The sequence below is a fragment of the Enterococcus sp. AZ109 genome, assembly GCF_051714625.1.
Taxonomy (GTDB): Bacteria; Bacillota; Bacilli; order Lactobacillales; family Enterococcaceae; genus Enterococcus_A.
In genome coordinates, this window is sequence record NZ_JBIOSF010000001.1 from 2,611,895 (window position 1) to 2,631,511 (window position 19,617).

A 19,617-nucleotide genomic window follows, 5' to 3' on the forward strand; every position below is an offset into this window, starting at 1 on the left:
TCGATGGAATTAGAAACTCTTGAAATAATCTTTGATGCCAACATTGAGCGGATTGAAGAAAAAATGGCTCCGTTTCTTTCCAAGATGGAGAACACCATGAATAAGTTGTCTTCGATCACTGGAAAGGGGACCGACTCAATTGAAAAAGACTTATCCTCCAGCACAGGCATGGAAAAGTTTAATAAGAATGTTGAGAAAATGACGGCTACTATGGAAAAGACTCTTTCTCGTATGGAACAGGCTGCTGAAGATTCTGGCAAGAAAACGGGAGCTTCTTTAGCTAAAGGAGTGTCGAAAGGTACAGTTAAAATATCTCAAGATGTTCAAACGGCAGTTGACAAAGCTAATTTGAAAATGCAACAGGCTCGAGCCGCTCAACAGAAAATCGCTAACCTCCAAGGTGACCGTAACGGAGCTGCTGTATCTGGTGATGGAAAAGCAGTTAGTAAGATTGACGAGAAAATAGCTAATGCGCAAATTCAGATGAACAGGGCACAAAGTGATGCGCAGGCTATTGTGCGGAAACTGAAATCTGAATATGATGCGATTCCAAAATCAATAAAAACTGGCGAAACGCAGATGCAACAGAACGAAGCTCAAATAGAACGAATGCGTTCAAAGGTGAAGTCCTTAAATGAACAGATGCGTAATCAGCAGATTGAAAAAGGTAGCTTTGGCAAGAATGGTTGGGAGACAAAAGGATATGAGGATACTAAGTCCTCCACCAAAACATCAGGTGAAATTGCCAAAATAGAAGCTAAGATGCAGAAGCTCATTGCTGAAAATGACAAACTCATGCAGCAACTCGGGACAATGGATGATCGGTCTGACGCTTTAAAAGTTGCATTGTCAGGATTAAATACTGAACTCGGAACAACAGCTACTAAATCAGCAATGGCCACTAATGGCATGAAAAACCTAGCAGGACAAAGCAAGAATACTCAGGGCATTTTATCGAGACTAAAAGGTACTTTTAGCAGTGCTGGGAATTCTTCAAACAAGATGGGATCTATATTTAGCAGGCAATCTAAACAGGTTTCAAGTGGCGCTAATCGAATGTCAAATTCGATGGGTGGGTTTGGTCGAACAATGAAGATGCTATGGTCACAGCTGTTCATTTTTTCATTCTTGTATCAAGGAATAATGAAACTTGTAGGTGGGCTATGGTCTGCGATGAAGACCAACGAGCAGTTTGCTAGTTCACTAAATCAGATAAAAGTAAATTTACTTACTGCATTTTATCCGATCTATACAGCAGTAATGCCGGCAATCAATACGCTCATGGCAGGAATCGCTAAGCTTACAGGGTATCTTGCTAGTTTTATTGCAACGATATTTGGAACAAACTACGCAGCAGCAAAAGCTGGTGCTGAGGGACTGCAGTCCAATATTGATGCAATGAAAGAAACTGGTAAGTCTTCCGAAAAAGCGAAAGATAAAGTGAAGAAGCTCCAGCAAGTCCTAATGGGATTTGATGAGATCAACACACTAAAATTTGATACCGATGATGATAGTGTGGATTCGCTAGATGAACCAACTACTCCTGGAGGTCTGGATTGGTCAGGCGCCGAACCTGAGATTCCAGCGTGGTTAACCAATTTTGCCAACAAGTTCAAAGAAATTATGTCGAAGTTATTCGATCCGATTAAGGCTGCTTGGGACGCTCAAGGTCAAAAAGTCATCGATGCTTGGAAATACGCTCTTCGTGAAGTTATCGGATTGATTCAAGGTATCGGTCGCTCGTTCATGGAAGTGTGGACGAACGGCACAGGTCAACGATTTGTCGAGAATCTGCTCATACTGCTGGCAGATGTCCTCAGTATCGTTGGAGATATAGCTGGGGCATTTAAGCGTGCTTGGGAAGATGGGTGTCGAGGCACAGCACTGATTCAATCCATCTTTGATATGTTTAACTCAATTCTTCAAATGCTGCATGAAATTGCTGTAGCCTTTCGTGCAGCTTGGAATGATGACGGTTTGGGACAAAGAATCGCAGGAAACATTCTAGAGATTTTTACGAATATAAACAGAACAGTCGCAAACCTCGCAGATCGATTTACAGAAGCTTGGAAGCAGGGAGCAATCGGAGAATCAATCTTTAAGACGATTTTACGGATTATTGAGAGTGTCCTCAGTAGCCTAAACAGTATCACAAAAGCGACAGCAGAGTGGGCTAGAACGGTCGACTTTACACCGCTATTACTGTCAATTGACAATCTACTAAAATCAATCGAGCCACTAACGCAAAACATTGGTGCAGGGCTTGAATGGTTCTATAAGAATGTATTATTACCACTAGCTTCGTACACGATTCAGGATTTAATACCAGCTTTCTTAAAAGCACTGGCAGGAGCGATAGATCTCCTTAACGGCTTAATTGAAGGTTTCAAGCCGATGTTTGCTTGGCTTTGGGATAGTTTCTTGCAACCAATTGCATCCTGGACAGGTGGAGCAATCGTTTCAATACTCGAAAGCATCGGCAAGGCACTAACTGCGATAGGTAATTGGATTGGGAAAAACCAAACTGTTGTTGCGACAATGACTGGCATTGTCTTAGCCTTCTTCGCAGCGTGGAAAGCTACTGAATTACTAGCATTCATACAAATGAGCGGTGGTGTAGTCGGTGCGTTGCAAAAGATTACTACTGCAATTACTGCAGGAACTGTGGCAAAGATTGCAGATAAAGTCGAAACGATGGCGATCAAAGCACTATATGCGGGAGACTTCGTTAAATCCATAGCAGCTTCAACTGTTGCGATTGGAAAACAGATTGCACAGTATGCAGCTTTATTGGCTGCTAAAGTTGCGGATAAGGTAGAAACGCTTGCTCTGATGGCTCTTTATGCAGGAGACTTTATTAAAAACTTAACAGTAACTACATTGCAACTAGGAAAGCAAGCTGCTCAGTTTATTGCATTAACGGCTGCAAAAACTGCTGATGCTATCGCTCAAGGTGCTCTAACAGCTGCTACTATAGCGTGGAACGGTGTAGCAGGAATCGCAACAACAGTCACAACAGCATTAGGAGCAGCATTCGCTTTCTTGACAAGTCCATTAGGACTCGTCGTTATAGCAATTACCGCAGTTATTGCGATTGGAGTTCTCCTGTATAAAAATTGGGACACAATTAAGGAAAAAGCAGGACAACTAGCAGATTGGCTTGGTGAAAAATGGGAAGCTATTAAAACTTTCACATCCGAGAAATGGGAAAATATTAAGTCTACCGTGTCTGAAAAATGGGAAGGAATGAAGGCTACTGTCTCTGAGAAAGCGAGTGAAATTTCTCAGAACGTAAGTGATAAATTCAGCGAAATCGCAAGCACTGTTAGTGAAAAAGCAGGGAATGCGAAGGATTGGGCATCTGAAAAGTTCACAACTATGAAAGATGTTTTTGTGAAAGCAAACGTAGAAATGGCGAAAACAGCAGTTGAAAAAGGTACGTCTATCGCTAACACTGTCAGACAAAAAGCAGGGAATGCAAAAGATTGGGCTACTTCGAGCTGGGAAACACTTAGAACTAACACAGCAAGTAAATTTGAGCAAGTCAAATCAGCAGCAAGCAGCAAAATGTCTAGCGCAGCCGACGCTGTGAGAAAGGGAGCTGACAGAGCTAAAACTGGAGCAGTATCAGCCTTCTCCAGTTTACAGAGCGGTGTGTCCGAAAAACTAAATTCACTAAAAAATACAGCTTCTGATGTTTTCAGTAAAATTGGAAGTTGGGCGTCAGATCTACCAAGAAAAATTGGTGAAGGTCTAAGAAATGGCGTCAGTTCAATTGGTAATGCTATTAGTAGAATTGCTAATTCAATAGCCCAACCAATCGCTTCGGCTGTCAACAATGTTATTGGCGGTATTAACTGGGTTCTTGGTGCTGTAAACTCCGGTTGGAGCATAAGCCCTTGGCAAGTCCCATATTACGCCAAAGGGACAGACTATCACCCAGGAGGTCCAGCATTAGTCAATGATGGACCAGGCAATCGCTGGCAGGAAATGTTTAGACTGCCTAATGGACAGTTAGGTATGTTCCCACGCAAGAAAAACATGCTTGTTGATCTGCCAAGAGGGACTCAAGTACTACCTGGAGATGCGGTACCTCATTATGCGGGTGGAATATTCAGCACGTTCAAAAAGTTTTTCTCTGGGGGATTCGATATGGATGATCTGGGAGGCATTTGGGGAATTATCTCAAATCCGTCAAACCTAGTTAATGAAGCTATCTCAAAGTTTGTTAATTTATCAGGAATGACAGACCCAATGTTTTCAATTGCAAAAGGATTTGTTAGAACAGCTAAAAATGCAGTCGTAAATATGGTTGTCGATATGATCAACCAATTCACCGGTTTTGAAAACGGTGGGTTGATCAACCAACACGGATTCTTTGAGGGCGCTGAAGGAAATAAAGCTGAAATGATTCTTCCGTTAACCCAACCTGCACGGGCGTTAGAGTTAATGAATGATGCATTTGATTTCATGGGCATGGATGGTGTTCCTGAATTGACAATGCCAGAAGTGTTCAGGTCAGCAGAATCTTCTTCTACTTCAAATATTGGAGGAGGAAACAGAGGGGGATCGTTGGCAAGTTTCAAAGGAGCCGACTTATCCGAACTCGGGAATCAAATGGCAAGCACAATCGGCAACAAGGTTACGGAGGCTGTTATGCAGCTAGTTAGTGTTCTTAATGTCAATGATGGTAGTAACCGCAATGAGGATACTACCCTAGAGGTCGTACTTCAAGTGGATAGCACTAGATTAGGTGAGGTTACTGTTAAAGGAATAAACAAGTATCACAAGAAAACAGGAAGAATTGAATTGATATATTAAGGAGTGAGTGAATGAGTTATTTGCAAATTAATGGAGTGACTGTCACCACTCCAAAAAGTTTTCAATGGAGCTTAATGGATGTTGATGGTGAATCAAGCCGTACAGCCAATGGTGACATGAACAGAGATAAAATTACTGAGAAAGTAAAGCTTGAAATCGAATGGGGGCCCTTAAGCAGTGGGGAAATATCTCGAATTATTGAGCCAACCACTCAAGTTTTCTTCCAATGTACTTATCCTGATGCCAAATCTGGTGGCATGCAAACTCGGACATTCTATCCGGGCGACCGCACTGCCCCAGCTTTTTCTTGGAATAAAGAATTTTCTAGATACGAATGGAATGGCTTAAAAGTCAATTTCATTGAGAAGTAGGTGAACGCATGTTAAAAACTACAGAAGAGTTCACGGCAGCAATGCGAACAGATACACGGAAGATACATGCAAAAGTTGAAATAAACGGAGCGGTTTATTCAGAGAGGAAAATCAAAAAGATCAGTGGAGATCTAGGCATCTTGTCTGGCTCGTCGTTTTTAGTTGGCTCTACTTACAGTAACTCGGCAAAAATTGTGTTTGATAGTATTCTAGAGTCGATCGACTACGATCAAGAAGTCAAAGTTTACTTAGGTATTGAAGTTGATCATTGGGAAGAACCTAATGAACAACTTCAATATGTCTCAATGGGTAAATTTTATATTGAAGACTTTTATAGAAATCGAAATAGTTTAGAAACTACAATCGAATTATCTGATGGTTTCCTCTACATGGAAAAACCATACGACTCGAAACTCAGTTATCCTGCTGAGATGCGCAGAGTTGCTTTAGAGATTTGTAACCAAGCAGGTATCGAAGTTGATGAAGTGAATTTCTCAAGATTATCAGAACAGAAAATCGACAAGATAGAGGGTGTTACTTGTCGTGAAGCGATTGGTTATATTGCACAGTTTCATTCAGGATTTGCCCATTTCAATCGTGAGGGTAAGTTTGAAATTAGGAATCTGTTAACTACCAATTACGAGATTACGGACTCTGATTATCTATTAAAAGGTCTAGAGGTAAAGGAGAAGCCGTATTCGACAGATGGCATCCGTGTCAAAGCAAGACGAACTGATAACTCAGAAGAGAAAGTATTCACGGCTGGAGCAACAGTAGGCAATGTTGTCGAACTAAACAATCCCGTCATGACTCAATCTCTACTGGATGAGATTTGGCGTAAAGTGAGTCCGATTAGTTTTATACCTTTTGAAATGCAATGGAGAGGTAATCCTCAACTTGAAGTGGGTGACTGGATTTCGATCACTGACACTGAGGAACGGCGTTTTCATGTACCGCAGTTGTTAATGTCTTTTGACTACAATGGCGGTTTGAAAATGAAGTCATCTGCGCAAACGACTTCGGGCTCTTCTTCAACATATAAATACCGCGGGAGTATTAATCAAGTCATTCAATTCCTTGAAGAACAGATAGCTGCTAATGGAGTAAACAGGATATTCCACGGTGCTGCGGAACCTTCGAACCCTATCGAGGGAGATATTTGGTTCAAACCCAACGGCCCTTATATCGAGATGTGGATATATGAGGAAACGGGTGAGGATATCTCCAACTGGGTACTAAAACTGTCTACCGAGCCAAGTAAAGAGTTAATCAATAAAATTGATGAAGCGAAAAAGGAAGCTGAAAAGGCAATTTCGGATGCTAACAACGTAAGGGTGATCGCTGAGGATGCTGTAGCAAGAGCTGATAATTCTGCGCAAGCTGCTGAAGATGCAAGAAAAATCGGCGAGCAAGCAGCAGGGAACGCAAAACAAGCACAGGACTCAGCGAATGCAGCGTTGGAAGATGCAAAAAAAGCGCAAGAGACTGGAAATGCAGCTCTAGAAGATGCTAAGCAAGCGCAGGTAACGGGTAATGCAGCTTTAGAAGACGCAAAAAAAGCTTTAGAGGATATTTCAGGTGTCGATAGTAAACTGACAACAGAAATTACCCGTATAGATGGTGCTCTTTCGTCAAAGATCGAACAGGCTACGTTTAACAAGCTTGAAGGTACTGTAACGAATCAAGGCACATTAATTAGTCAAAATGCTAAAGAGATCGCAACGAAGGCAAGCCAGACGAGTGTAGATACTGTGACTGGCAAAGTGAACACGCACGAAACGTTGATTAGTCAAAACGCAGCGGAGATTGCTACAAAAGCAAGTATCAAAGACGTTGATACAATCAGCGGAAAAGTGGATACGCATGAGACAAAGATTAGTCAGAATGCTAAAGAAATTGCCACAAAAGCGAGCCAAACAAGCGTGAATACGCTCACCGGCAAGGTGAACACACATGAAACGCAGATCAGTCAAAATGCGAAAGAAATTTCTACAAAAGCTAGTCAAACTACTGTTGATAAAATAGAGGGTACTGTCAACACTCATGAAACACGACTGATTCAGAATGAGAAGGAAATACAACTCAAAGCAAGTCAATTGAGCGTTGATACGATAAATGGAAAAGTTGACAGTCATGAGACCCGTCTAACTCAGAACGAAAGTGAAATAAAACTAAAGGCTAGTCAATCCAATGTGGATACTATAAGTGGAAAAGTTACTTCTATCGAAACTGAAGTGTCAACGATAGCTGGAAATTTTTCTGTGTTGAATACTAAAGTTGAAGGTCACACGTCTAAAATAGGCACATTGGAAAGCAACTACAGCGGACTTAACAGTACTATAGCCGTTCTACAGGAAGATGTCCTTGGTAAAGTGGACACTCTCCAATTCTCAAACTTGAGTCAAAGAGTAGATTCGATCCAGCTCACTGTTGATGATAAGGCAGATAAGGCGCAGTTGACTGTACTGTCTGATCAAATATCTTTAGTTGTTAGTGATGTTGAGGGTAATAAAAACTCGATACACGTTTTGCAAAACGATATCAATCTTGCAGTAAAAAAAGGCGACATTATCAATCAGATCAATGTTAGCTCCGAAAGTATCTTGATAGCCGGTAACAAAGTGCAAATTACCGGACAGACATACATTGAAAATGCAGCTATAAAAAGCGCTGCAATAGACTCGTTAGAAGCTAACAAGCTAACTGTTGGCTCTACACTAAACGCTGCTTTAATAAATGTAATTAACTTAAATGCTAACAACCTAACTGCTGGTGAAATAACAGGACTCACCATTCGCTCATCAAATGGGAATAGCTTTTGGGACTTAACAACTGGACAGATTGTTTTGAAAAAAGGAGGAATCGAATCTCCTTACTTAACACTCAATCTAGATAGTAGCGAAATGTTATTTCACAGAAGATCGGGTTTATATACTGCAGTTAATGACTATGGATTCTACGCTTACAAAGTACGTCCAGAAGATGGATATAACATTAATATTACAGATGCAATCTATGCGTATATCGGAGCTAATCAATATGGAATTAGAGGTGCTTTAGTAGATACATCAAGTTTTAGCGTTGCCTTATGGGAGAAATATGGAACTGGTTCACAGGTAATGCAAAGAGGAACTTTGAGTTATAGTACAAGTGGTTTTTCTGCTACGTATAGTGCACCTATGGTAGCTGGCTCATCTTTGACGGATTCATTCGGATTAAACTTGCAGAAGGATCAATTTAGAGTTTATATTGCAAGATCAGGAGATATTCAATTTGAAACATCAGTTAGTGGTAGCGGAAGCATAAGATTCTATCACGGACTTTCTGCATACTTAAATTCAGACAGCACATATTTGACTGTCTACAACAATTTTAGAGTCACGGGCACAAAAAATGCTATTCATCCCACAAGAGATGGAGTTAGAGCGACACCGGCTTATGAAACGACTGAATCCTATTTAGGAGATATTGGTAGAAACTACACCAGAGAGGATTGTGAGGTCTGGATTCCTGTTGAACAACTGTTCAGTGATACAGTCAATACTGATATTGCATATGAAGTATTTTTACAAGCCTATGATGATGCTCGGTTCTGGGTGGCAGATTTTAAACCTGATAAATTCCTGATTAAATCAGACATGCCACTTGCACGTTTTGCATGGGAATTGAAAGCTAAGCGCAGAGGATATGAAAATGAGCGCCTTGTTGAAGCAGGGTTATCAAACAAAGAAATTGAAGATGCTTGGCATCGACCGTAATAGAAAGGATTGAAACAAGTGAAAATCACTTTAAAAAATATTGAAATTAACCCCGCTATCGAGTTTTTGCAATCATTAACACTAAAGCCGGCAGACAGCCGTCATCGAAGTAAGTTTGTAAAACAATTAGCAGGTGCTGCAGATGCCTTATCCGCCTCTGAAAAACTATTATTAGAAGAGTTCGATGCTTTAGATGAAAATGGCGTAGTAAAAAAAGAGGTTAACGAAGACACAATACTGGTTGCTAAAATATCTAAAGAGCAGTTGAAGTTATTCAATGAACAGGTAACTATCGAATCAGGCATGTTCACCAAAAATTTCGAGGAAATACCACGTATTTTAAATGAATATGATGGTGAGCTATCGGGAGCAGATGCGGAAATCTATGATCGTCTGCTAGATGAATTTGAAAATAATAGCCAAGAGGATGTCGAATAATTGGCGTCCTCTTTAATTTTTTGAAACGGAGGAAAAACAATGCTAAAAATTAGTAAATCTATCTCAGGTGAATCCATGATTGACGAACAGCGGGTGGTTTATATGAGTGCAACTCTTAGTGCGGACCAGGAAGGACCTGCTAGTATTTCACAACAAATTAACAATCGGCAATTATACAACGAAAATAAAGAGGAATGCCGAAGTGACATTGACGAATTTACTAAGCAAGTACGTGAGATCGAGGACTCAATGCTGGCAAATAACTAGGAGGTGCATTAATGGCAGAGGAAAATTATCAAAGCTTCTCCCTTGATATCGACAAAGCAGCTTCTAAAAATCTAAATCAGCTCGTTACAGGCCGGTTAGGAGATCACCTTTTAACTGGGGTTATTGTCTCAACTTTAGAAAACGACAAACCTTTCGATCTGACAGGATACACTATACGATTTGAAGGTACAACCAGAGCGGACACAGTGGTGGTCGATGCTGACAACGTAGAAATTGTTAATTTAAAGGAAGGCAAATTCAAATATACCTTCTCCAACAAAGTCTTTTCTGTTTTAGATCAATATCATACGGCTTATTTTTCTTTTGAAAAAGATGAACGAAGAGCGACAACAGAGAACTTTATTATCAACGTTGTTCAAAATGTCGACATTACGTGGGAAGAAGCACAGTCTTACATTTCTATACTGAACGCATTAATCAACAAGTTTAATTCAGACTGGAAAGAGTTCGAAGACAAGAAAACTAAAACTTTCGATGACTTTGTTAAGTCTAAAGAAACTCAATACAAGCAACTGACGGATACCGCAGCTCGACTAGGTATCGACTTTGGTACTCTTCAGACAACCGTCACTCAACTAAAGAAAGATGTTCCTTTACTGGAAGCAAAAGCAACTCAGTTGAACAATGACTTATCTGCACTTGATACTAAAAGCAAAGATGTCAGTGCTGCCTACGATACTACAAAGAAAAACGTTAATGCATTAGATGTCACGGTTACCGATTTAACGAAGCGATCCACGGAGCTTAAAGCTGAGACAACAAGTCTAGAAGGACGCGTCTCTACTCTCAAGACGGATACGTCTTCTTTAGATCAAAAAGCAAAGACTATTCAAGAAATTCAGGCAGGATTAGCGGCAGACGTAGCCAAGGTCAATAAAATATTTGAAGAAAGCAATGTTTACAACAAGTCGGAAGTTTTCACTAAGCAGGAAACTAGTGTCAACGTGTTAGATACTGTATCAGGTACTAGACCGGTTCTTTATAGTGAGCAGCTAGATGTGGATGGTGATCAAGGGACGGGTAGTATTTATGTGAAAGACTCACCGCTTTTTTCTGATGTCAATCTTTTGTACCAATCAAATGTAGCAGTCACTTCATCGGAGGGTCAATATGGTTTTTGTAATTTTAGATCAGTTGTTGATTTAAAAACTAATTTTACTAGTTTGGAAAGAGACACTGAGTACACTTTGACCGTTCGTGGATCTGGTACAAGCACTTCGAGAATGAGAGTGTACATTCAGAACCCAACCATTTATACGTATACACAGTCTTTAGATTTTAAGGGAAGTGAACTACAAACACTCAGTATCACTTTCAGTATTCCATCTGATGTGGATCAGGGTCAGGGATTTATATTCGGTGCTTACGATATGGATCGAGTTGGAGGATGTCGATTTGAATGGGCTACGCTTGTAAAAGGGAGTACACCAACGGAGAAGCATATTAACGCTACAGAAGATTACGGCGTTGTTCACGGTCAGCCTAATTTACTAGATGGTTCCGACTTTTCACTGTTCAACAATTTAGTCACTTTGAAGACTCGTTGGGTTATTCAAAGTGAGTCAAATCTGAATATAGACTCTTCAATTTCAGACGGAATAAAAGTTAGTAGTACAGACACGAGTAATCCGGTCAATTCAAGATTGTACTCTAGACAAACGATACATGAGGTAGGTCAAAAGTACGGTTCATTAGTTACAGTGACAATGAAAGCAGGAAGTAAAATATATTTTGGGGACTATTTCAGTGCTAGTATGGATAAAGCATTTACCGCACCAGCGGACGGGAAATACACTGCAATATTTGAGTACACCGGTAATTCTGTGAATACGCCTAGTTTAATTTTTTATACACAAGACGTTGAGTATATTGTCCATAAGGTTAAATTAATTAAAGGTTCGGTAGCAGTAATGGACGACTGGACACCCTCACAAGTCGACTCTGGTCTAACAGTAATCAACAAGGGCATGATTCCTTGCAATACTGACCAATACGCAGCGCTTGCTGATCCGCTAGGTGTTGTCCGAGCGGAAACTACCATTGTCGGTCGTGGTGCTGAGATTCAATTTGATTTCAATGTGATATCTGAGTTAGAAAAGCGGTATCCATACTTGTTTGTGGGCATGACACTAGTTGAAAAAGTTCAGAAATATAAAGATATTGTTCAAAAAATCTCTATTAAATCAGCATTTAGAGGTCAAGGTATTGGAATAGCAAGCAAAGAATTGCAAAATATTGCGTTATATTATATTTATAATGTAAGTGATAGAGCAATCGGTTTTGCTCCTTCTCAATCTTCTGCTGACATTACAACAGTACAAGTTAGTTATGATAGAAATGATAGTGCTAATAGAACTCAGCTAATTAGAGATAATGGGATTGTTAATCTTAAGTGTGTATCCAATGAATCTAGTGTTACAGCGCATGATGGTGCAGCATCTGATGGTATAACCCCCGCATGGGTGGAAGTTAGAGATATATCACTGAAAATTGAATTGGAAATTGATGGGAGAATAGTGGTCGAAGAAATTGCAGCGGAAGCAGCTAAAACTCCTATTTCTGATTTTGTTGGAAGTGGCATTACTCAGAATGCGAAAATGGACTTTATAGGAAAAGTAAGGGGCAGCATAGTAGAAAATCCTAATGTGATGCTCATTGAACATGGTAGTAGGCTAATATTGCCTCAATTCCCCGTTCACGATAATTTTCAAGACGACTATGACTCACTCATGTCAGTTGATGGTAAAGAACGAACGACAAGTTCTGTTTCAGGGCGTGCGAATTATTTTCCTATGCTTTTTGTGAAATGGAATATCGTTGAAGATATTAAACGACGCTACGAAGGATTGTTCACTGCATCAGGCGCAGATACTCTCGAAAAACAAATTGATGTTGCAAGAAAAATAATTTCCAATTGTAATCATACTGTACTTGGTCGTGGTAATTCCTATTTAGGAAGTAAACTAAACATCGCTTACCAAATTGATGATAGTGATTACTCAGAAGAGCGACCGTATCACGAATCAGATGTTAACCAAGAAATCTCCCAAAATATTGACGTAGAGCGAGCTATATCAAAAGATGGGTGTATATATATTGCTACCTATACCGATGGTGCGGATGGGATTACGGTTTCTAAAATGTATATTGACTATGTTAGTTTAGAATATACAATCAATTTAAAGCTTTCAGACATTATCGAAACCCGACTGGCAAGTATTAACACATTGCTGAATGAAACAATCGACAGAGTAAATATCATTGAAGGAGGAAAATAGATGGAAACTATAAACCTAGAAGAATATAAAAAAGCTTGGGAACCCGATTCGTCTCATTATAGGGTTCCTATTTTATTCCCCAAAGAAAAAATTGTAGTCCGCCCATTCACTGAGAAGGAACCACCGTTAGCGGATAACATTATTATCAAAGGTTTTGACTGGAATAAAGATGAATACATTACCGAGCAAGTTGTCCCAGTGGAGCTGTATGAAGCACAACAAGCTGGCTTTGAAGAACTTGCTATGTTCGTTGGTCAATTGGCTGAGAAGGTCTACAGCGAGGATATGCCGCCAGAAGAAGGGGGTCCTGAAGAACCTATTCCTGAAGAACCAATCCCTGCCGATCCTGAAGTGACCGACCCTGAAGTAGTCGATCCTGAAACACCAGGGGAACCCGTTGATGCTGATCCGGTCGATCCTGAAATACCAAGTGATCCAATTGAGGTGAAATAGTATGGTCAATTATTACTTAACAATCATGACACGAGAAAACATGACCGCCGCTGAAGCTGAGAAGTACATCAAAACGAAAGTCTCGATTATCTGGCGAAAGAAAGTGCAACAAGAATGGAACAAATTACAAGATGAAAAAGCGGCAGCCGAAGATCACTCATAATTGAGTGGTCTTTTATTTTATGTAGAAGAGGGTGCATATATGTTAGATATTTTAGAGTTGTTAAAAAGTCAATTGTCAAAGATGTGTTCAGATGGAAGTTGGATTATGGGTGCAGCAGGAGGAGGCTTGTCATTAGCTATACCGCAATGGGTGACTGCTAAAGAACTAGGAATTCAACATGGTGTATTGATGGCAATCTTACTCGCTATTTTTGTTTTAGAGTGGATAGTCGGTCACCGATTGGCGAGGGCATCAACAGCAAAACGCAAGGAAAGTGGGATAATGATTGATTCAGCAATTCGTGATTTTGTAATCGTGATGATTTGTATGATCGCTTATGGATTTGACTATCTCTTCGGTTCAGGGTCAGTGATATTTTGTCTGTTCACTTTTGCATTCATTTATCACAATTTCTATAGCTTGTTGGCCAATGTGGTTGTACTAGGTTGGGGTGATAAATTTCCGATGTGGCTACTAAACTGGTTGCAGGATGAAATTGAGGCTAAGAAAGATAAATATTTTCCAACCAACGTAGCGGATGCGGATGATCAGGAAAACAATGTGAGATAAGAAAGGAGTAATTCTTATGCAAGATATTATTGTGCAATACCTAACTGCTGGCTTTTTAGCTGGTGTTTTTTGGTTAGTAGTCAACGGGATTAGATTCGTAAATAAAGAACTAATCTGGACGGATTTACGAAATAAGCAACAATACGCAGACGTTGTAGTTAAAGCTGCTCAACAAATGTACCAATTGGCAGGTGGACCTGTAAAGTTTCAAAAAGCTAAAACTCAGCTAATTGATTATCTGAACAAGAAAAACATTAAATACACTGAAGCAGAATTGGAAATGTTGATTGAAGCAGCAGTCAAAACGATGAAGGAAGCAGCTAAGGAAGCGACTAAGGAGGAATTGTAATGGCTAGTATTGAAAATATGATTAAGTGGATGACTGACAGGCAGGGAAAAGTCACTTACAGCATGGCAAGGCGAACTGGACCTAATTCCTATGACTGTTCTAGTGCAGTTTCTTATGCAATGGCAGCTGGAGGTTTTTACAGTTTTAGTTATCCCGGATCAACCGAAACGTTGTTTGGATTGAATGGTACAATTCTTAAAAAAATCAGTCGCAGTGAATGTCGAAGAGGTGATATTTTCGTAGCTGGAACGCCTGGGCAAAGTTTGGGTAGCGGTGGACACACTGGAATCTTTTTAGACAATAAACGGTTCATTCACTGCAATTACTCTCGAAATGGTATTAGCGTAGATTCGAATGATGCCTATATGGGCACCAGACTGCAACATCACTTTTATCGAATCATTGCTGCAGGTAGTCAGCCGTCCGGGGGTGTTTCTCAGTCACAACAACTATTGTTAGCGATAGACGGAAGCTGGGGACCAGCTACGACAAGGCGATTGCAGGAGGTGCTAGACACCGCCGGTAAAGACGGGGTCATCAGCGGTCAAATCCGGAATAGAGCGAATAAGAATATTCCATCAGCTCAATTCGGCACAGGCGGCTCTAACGTGATCCGTGCATTGCAAGCCAAGCTTGCAGTAGCACAGGACGGCAATTTCGGACCAGCTACCTGTCGAGCGTTGCAAGCTCGCATGGGTACGATTCAAGACGGAGAAATCAGTTCCGTATCAGATTGTGTGAAAGAAATGCAACGCCGATTGAATGAGAACAAGATTTAAGACATAAAAATAGCCCTCACTTGCGTGGGGGCTTTAATAGTAGCGCTATTGAAGATCAATAGTGATGTCATATTCATGATTTGAATTTTCGTCAAGATAGTCATCTGTCATATAAGTACCATTAAACTTCATTCTGATTTGATTGATGCTATCAACACTCTCTAACGTGTTTAAAGGGTAAGCAGCATAACCATTAACTTTACTACCTTGTAGAAGATCGCCACCGAAATGATCCAAGTCATACTTGCCCTCAGTTTGTTCTCCGGTATTAGTGACTAAAGTAGCTTGCTCAGGGTATAAACTTGTATCTCTTTCAGCGTTATCAATGTTGAAATGTACGATTATGAAACCCTCATATTGATTATCGGAGTAATCGCTATAATCAGATAATTTCAAGATAGTGACTTCATTAGCACTTATAGTAACACCAGACCAAGTGTTGTCAGACCATTCCACGTTATAAGTTTTTTCGTCAAGTACCTTAGCATCGGTTGCCCCATTGTTGACAGCCAATTTTTTGAAGTTTTCGTGATTAGATAAAAGCGAATTATCTTCCTCTTGCGTATTTACCTGATTCGTATTACTTATGTTTGCCTGTCCGTTAGAATCTCCTGTACCAGTGTCATCTCCACCACAAGCACCTAAAATCAAACAACTACTTAATAAAATACCCACACTTATTAACTTTTTCATTTTTCATACCTTCTTTCTAACTGTTTCCTTATATTGTACCATTACAGGCTAAGATAGAAAAAGAGAAAGTCGTTTTGCCAACTCTAAAAGGGGCGAAAAAGGGGCAAATCATCTACAATATTGTACAAGGTTACCCATAAAATCAAGAATACCGTGTTGCAAAAAGCCTTGTTTTATCACAATATACAAGGACACACGTCAAAGCGGCATATTTAAGCAGGATCCGGCATGTGTCTGAATAAAATAGAAAATCTTACAACAGGCAGAGGCCTGTTTTTTTTTCGAAAAAATCATTGCATTCAGTGCTTTGCTTATACTATCATGAAGTTGAAGAAAGCAGCTTAGTGAAAAGTAAAGGGGCGACTCATACCATGAAGAAGATAACTCCCAAGAAAAAGACCTGGTCAGGAAGAAACCCGCAGTTAAGTATCATACTAGGGATTCTATTGATTATTTTAGCAGTAGCCATTTCCGAGAAGGATTTGTTTAATGCTAGTTCAATGGTTTCCTATGATTACGAGGAAGAGGTAAACTGGGAAGAAGAGGAAGCATTAGACTACATCGATGAAGTGGGCGACTGGGACCGCACGATTTATGAAGATATCCAAGTGGCAACTAGCAATGTAGAATTTGATGAAGAAAATGATACGTCAATGGAAACCTATTCTGATGGAGATTTATATTCAGAATTAGTAGAATCTGTCGGACCGCCTGCAAGAACTTATACCAACAAAAGCACATCTACCGAACCATCAATTGTAGAAGCAACTTGGGAAAAAGATTTAGAAGATGGTGATTACGTCTCGGTTTATATCCGCTATGAAAAAGACTCCGGACAAATTATTTCAAAAGACTGTTACGGTAGTTTTTAATCCAAAGAAACCCATGAGATCATTATGATTTCATGGGTTTCTTTGTTACCTATTTATTTTTCTAAGACGCCCTATAACAATTTAGAAGGTGGCTCAGTATCGTCTTTAAGTAGTTGACTCTCACGACGGATATGATAAATCTTGTGGATATTAATAATTAATGTCTTGATTACAGCATAGACTGGAATGCAGATCAGCATTCCTAAAATGCCGGCAACACTACCGGCACCAATCAAAACTAAGATGATCGTTAACGGATGGACGTTTAATGATTTACCAAACAGCAAGGGTTTGATTAAGTTGCCATCTAATTGCTGAATGACTAAAATCGAAAGGCCCATATACAAAGCTTGTAAAGGGGAGATAAAGAAGCCTACAATAACTGCTGGTACCGCACCAATAAAAGGTCCCACATAAGGGATAATATTCGTTACGCCACAAAACAGAGCCAATAATAAACTATAAGGCTGTTTAAAAATAGTCATAGCAATAAAACTCAACGTACCGATAATAAATGCATCCAATACTGTACTGCTAATATAAGCAGACAACGTTTCATTTAACTCCCGCACCGTTTGCCGTAGTTCTTTACGAATCGTTAAGGGGAAAAACTGGGAAATAGCATCCAGAAACTTGTGACCATCTTTAAACATGAAAACCAGAATAAACGGTACCGTAAACAGTAGGACGAAAAATTGCATCGCAACTCCGACAATTCGTGACAAACTGGAAGTAACACTGACAATCGCTAAATTGATCAGGTTGTTGATGGTGATGTTGGCGGAAGCAAGTTGTTCCTCTAAGTTGAAGTTTCTAAATTCTTCTCGTTGCGCTAGCTCGGTGAGCCATTTCCCTGTTTCCTCTGCATACAAGGGCAAGTTTTGAGTTAATTGAACTGCTTGTTCAATTACTTGAGGAACCACATTCATTACCACTAAAACAATGATAAAGGCAATGACGACAAAAGAAATTAAAAAGCCAAATACACGAGGAACCCCGCGTTTTTCTAAAAAGACAACGATCGGGTCGAACATATAATAAAGAAATCCTGCGACCAACAAAGGCAGTACCACCGCTGAGAGCATACCCAAGACTGGCTCAAAAATATTGGGCATTTGCAAAACAAAATAAATCCCGATAATCGTTAACACGATTTCGGCTGTCCAAAAAAACAGCTTCGAGTGTTTGAAACGTGACAGCATAAGAGCCTCCTTTTACATGATGGCTTCATCTTATCATTTATTGGTCAGCGAAAAAATCTTTTTTTCAGAATTTAAGGAAAAAATTCACGAAGTTTTTCGAAGGCTTTGCCAGATGAGTTCCTTATTGAATCTGCTAACACATAGGAGTACACTGAAAGAAAACCTTTGGAGGTGTCACTAGTGAAAGAGAAAAAAGCATTTTACGTCAATGGATATTTAGCTTTGCTTATCTTGGTTCTAATGATTATTGCAGGCATTTGGTTTGTATTATTAGGAAGTGCCAATGACAGTATTGGACTGATTGTATTAGCAGTAATTTTGTGGGGGATTTCCTTTTTATTCATCAGTTCATTAACGATTGTTAGTCCCAATCAAGCCAAAGCAGTTCTATTTTTCGGGAAATACGTGGGTACAATTAAAGAAAACGGCTTGTTTGTTACGATGCCACTGACCCAAAAAATCAAAATATCCATGAAGGTCCGCAACTTTAACAGTTCGTTGTTGAAGGTGAATGATTCGGATGGAAATCCGATTGAAATTTCGGCTGTGGTCGTTTACAAAGTTGTGGACACAGCACGAGCACTATTTGATGTGGACTATTACTTGGACTTCGTGGAGATTCAAAGTGAGACTGCTGTACGACACATTGCTTCTCAGTATCCTTACGATACCTTTAACGAGGACGATTTAACGTTGCGAGGCAATACGACCAAAGTTTCTGAAGAAATGGCAAAAGAACTACAAGAGCGCTTAGCCATTGCCGGGGTAGAGGTTATCGAGACACGCTTGAACCATTTAGCTTACGCAACCGAAATTGCCAATGCCATGTTGCAAAGGCAACAAGCCCGTGCGATCCTTTCAGCCCGTCAAACAATCGTCGAAGGCGCAGTCACGATGACTCAGATGGCCTTGGAACAAATTGAGGATGGACAAGATATCCAATTTACTGATGACCGTAAAGTCCAATTAATTAATAATTTACTAGTTTCTATTATTACCGATAAAGGGACCCAACCAGTAATCAATACTGGTGATATGAGTGATAATTCTCGGACAGGAGGCGGCAAATGAGAAAGCTGTACATCAAACAAAAAGTATTCAGCATTGGTGAAAAATTCACCGTAACGGATGAATATGAAAACCCTCGATATTCTGTCGAAGGCAGTTTTATGCAACTGCCGAAAACCTTCCGGGTTGAAGATGAGCAAGGACAAGTGATCAGCAAAATTACCAAAAAGACGATTAGTTTGTTGCCAAAGTTCTTTGTAGAAATTGACGGCCAAGAGATGATTGAGATATCCAAGCAGTTAACCTTCTTGAAAGCACGTTACTCCATCGAGGCTGAGGGCGTGAGTGTCGAAGGCAATTGGTGGGATATGGATTTTATGGTTGAAAAAAATGGACGAAGAATTGCCGATATTAATAAACGCTGGGTTTCTTGGGGCGATACGTATGAAGTCGCCGTTTTGGATGAGACTTATGAGCATCTGATCATTTCGTTAGTGATTGCCATCGATCGGGTAAAAGCCGATGAAAGCTCCAGCAGTTAAGGCCTAGTTACAGGCCTTTTTTTTGTGGGATG

16 protein-coding genes are annotated in these 19,617 nt (G+C 40.1%); 14 read left to right on the plus strand and 2 right to left on the minus strand.

Annotated elements, in window-relative coordinates:
- Positions 1-3: 3 nt before the first annotated feature.
- Genes IGI42_RS12780 through IGI42_RS12830 form a run of 11 tightly spaced genes read left to right on the plus strand, consistent with a single transcriptional unit; the run spans position 4 to position 15,268 of the window.
- Positions 4-4,821 carry a hypothetical protein gene (locus IGI42_RS12780; protein ID WP_438716255.1) on the plus strand — a complete coding sequence of 1,606 codons (4,818 nt, stop codon included), beginning with the start codon at positions 4-6 and terminating at the stop codon, positions 4,819-4,821.
- A gap of 11 nt (positions 4,822-4,832) precedes the next feature.
- On the plus strand, positions 4,833-5,192 hold the full coding sequence (locus IGI42_RS12785; protein WP_438716256.1) for a DUF6711 family protein: 360 nt from the start codon (positions 4,833-4,835) through the stop codon (positions 5,190-5,192).
- Between the two features lie 8 nt (positions 5,193-5,200).
- Positions 5,201-8,950, plus strand: coding sequence for a gp58-like family protein (locus tag IGI42_RS12790; protein ID WP_438716257.1), 3,750 nt, complete (start codon positions 5,201-5,203; stop codon positions 8,948-8,950).
- Positions 8,951-8,968: 18 nt separating this feature from the next.
- Positions 8,969-9,388, plus strand: a complete 420-nt coding sequence (locus tag IGI42_RS12795) for a DUF1617 family protein (RefSeq protein ID WP_438716258.1) — start codon at positions 8,969-8,971, stop codon at positions 9,386-9,388.
- Between the two features lie 39 nt (positions 9,389-9,427).
- On the plus strand, positions 9,428-9,655 hold the full coding sequence (locus IGI42_RS12800; protein ID WP_438716259.1) for a hypothetical protein: 228 nt from the start codon (positions 9,428-9,430) through the stop codon (positions 9,653-9,655).
- A gap of 11 nt (positions 9,656-9,666) precedes the next feature.
- Entirely contained in the window at positions 9,667-12,954 is a 3,288-nt protein-coding gene (locus IGI42_RS12805) for a BppU family phage baseplate upper protein (protein WP_438716260.1), read from the plus strand.
- Complete coding sequence (locus IGI42_RS12810; RefSeq protein WP_438716261.1) at positions 12,955-13,407, plus strand: hypothetical protein; 453 nt, start codon at positions 12,955-12,957, stop codon at positions 13,405-13,407.
- A gap of 1 nt (position 13,408) precedes the next feature.
- Complete coding sequence (locus IGI42_RS12815) at positions 13,409-13,570, plus strand: hypothetical protein (protein WP_438716262.1); 162 nt, start codon at positions 13,409-13,411, stop codon at positions 13,568-13,570.
- Between the two features lie 39 nt (positions 13,571-13,609).
- Entirely contained in the window at positions 13,610-14,140 is a 531-nt protein-coding gene (locus tag IGI42_RS12820; protein ID WP_438716263.1) for a phage holin family protein, read from the plus strand.
- 16 nt (positions 14,141-14,156) lie between these two features.
- Positions 14,157-14,489, plus strand: a complete 333-nt coding sequence (locus IGI42_RS12825; protein ID WP_438716264.1) for a phage holin, LLH family — start codon at positions 14,157-14,159, stop codon at positions 14,487-14,489.
- Positions 14,489-15,268 (plus strand): peptidoglycan amidohydrolase family protein, encoded by a 780-nt coding sequence (locus IGI42_RS12830; protein ID WP_438716265.1) that lies wholly within the window; start codon positions 14,489-14,491, stop codon positions 15,266-15,268. The genes IGI42_RS12825 and IGI42_RS12830 overlap by 1 nt, the downstream gene beginning before the upstream one ends.
- A 45-nt stretch (positions 15,269-15,313) precedes the next feature.
- Here the strand turns inward: IGI42_RS12830 and IGI42_RS12835 are convergent, their stop codons facing one another.
- Entirely contained in the window at positions 15,314-15,961 is a 648-nt protein-coding gene (locus tag IGI42_RS12835) for a hypothetical protein (protein WP_438716266.1), read from the minus strand.
- Positions 15,962-16,332: 371 nt separating this feature from the next.
- Here IGI42_RS12835 and IGI42_RS12840 point away from each other — a divergent pair, with 371 nt between their 5' ends.
- Complete coding sequence (locus tag IGI42_RS12840) at positions 16,333-16,833, plus strand: hypothetical protein (protein WP_438716267.1); 501 nt, start codon at positions 16,333-16,335, stop codon at positions 16,831-16,833.
- A gap of 71 nt (positions 16,834-16,904) precedes the next feature.
- On the opposite strand, the gene IGI42_RS12845 is transcribed toward IGI42_RS12840, so the two are convergent.
- Positions 16,905-18,035, minus strand: a complete 1,131-nt coding sequence (locus IGI42_RS12845) for an AI-2E family transporter (protein WP_438716268.1) — start codon at positions 18,033-18,035, stop codon at positions 16,905-16,907.
- A 180-nt stretch (positions 18,036-18,215) separates the two neighbouring features.
- On the opposite strand from IGI42_RS12845, the gene IGI42_RS12850 reads away from it, so the two are divergent.
- Both IGI42_RS12850 and IGI42_RS12855 read left to right on the plus strand, forming a co-directional pair.
- Positions 18,216-19,106 (plus strand): SPFH domain-containing protein, encoded by an 891-nt coding sequence (locus IGI42_RS12850; protein WP_438716269.1) that lies wholly within the window; start codon positions 18,216-18,218, stop codon positions 19,104-19,106.
- A complete protein-coding gene (locus IGI42_RS12855) occupies positions 19,103-19,585 on the plus strand; it encodes an LURP-one-related/scramblase family protein (protein WP_438716270.1) in 483 nt (160 codons plus the stop codon). The genes IGI42_RS12850 and IGI42_RS12855 overlap by 4 nt, the downstream gene beginning before the upstream one ends.
- Positions 19,586-19,617 lie beyond the last annotated feature (32 nt).

Excerpts from the sequence above, each read along its gene's own strand:
- IGI42_RS12780 (WP_438716255.1), top strand. The coding sequence starts at position 4 with ATGGAATTAGAAACTCTTGAAATAATCTTTGATGCCAACATTGAGCGG.
- IGI42_RS12785 (WP_438716256.1), top strand. The coding sequence starts at position 4,833 with ATGAGTTATTTGCAAATTAATGGAGTGACTGTCACCACTCCAAAAAGT.
- IGI42_RS12790 (WP_438716257.1), top strand. The coding sequence starts at position 5,201 with ATGTTAAAAACTACAGAAGAGTTCACGGCAGCAATGCGAACAGATACA.
- IGI42_RS12800 (WP_438716259.1), top strand. The coding sequence starts at position 9,428 with ATGCTAAAAATTAGTAAATCTATCTCAGGTGAATCCATGATTGACGAA.
- IGI42_RS12805 (WP_438716260.1), top strand. The coding sequence starts at position 9,667 with ATGGCAGAGGAAAATTATCAAAGCTTCTCCCTTGATATCGACAAAGCA.
- IGI42_RS12810 (WP_438716261.1), top strand. The coding sequence starts at position 12,955 with ATGGAAACTATAAACCTAGAAGAATATAAAAAAGCTTGGGAACCCGAT.
- IGI42_RS12815 (WP_438716262.1), top strand. The coding sequence starts at position 13,409 with ATGGTCAATTATTACTTAACAATCATGACACGAGAAAACATGACCGCC.
- IGI42_RS12820 (WP_438716263.1), top strand. The coding sequence starts at position 13,610 with ATGTTAGATATTTTAGAGTTGTTAAAAAGTCAATTGTCAAAGATGTGT.
- IGI42_RS12825 (WP_438716264.1), top strand. The coding sequence starts at position 14,157 with ATGCAAGATATTATTGTGCAATACCTAACTGCTGGCTTTTTAGCTGGT.
- IGI42_RS12830 (WP_438716265.1), top strand. The coding sequence starts at position 14,489 with ATGGCTAGTATTGAAAATATGATTAAGTGGATGACTGACAGGCAGGGA.
- IGI42_RS12835 (WP_438716266.1), bottom strand. The coding sequence starts at position 15,961 with ATGAAAAAGTTAATAAGTGTGGGTATTTTATTAAGTAGTTGTTTGATT.
- IGI42_RS12840 (WP_438716267.1), top strand. The coding sequence starts at position 16,333 with ATGAAGAAGATAACTCCCAAGAAAAAGACCTGGTCAGGAAGAAACCCG.
- IGI42_RS12845 (WP_438716268.1), bottom strand. The coding sequence starts at position 18,035 with ATGCTGTCACGTTTCAAACACTCGAAGCTGTTTTTTTGGACAGCCGAA.
- IGI42_RS12855 (WP_438716270.1), top strand. The coding sequence starts at position 19,103 with ATGAGAAAGCTGTACATCAAACAAAAAGTATTCAGCATTGGTGAAAAA.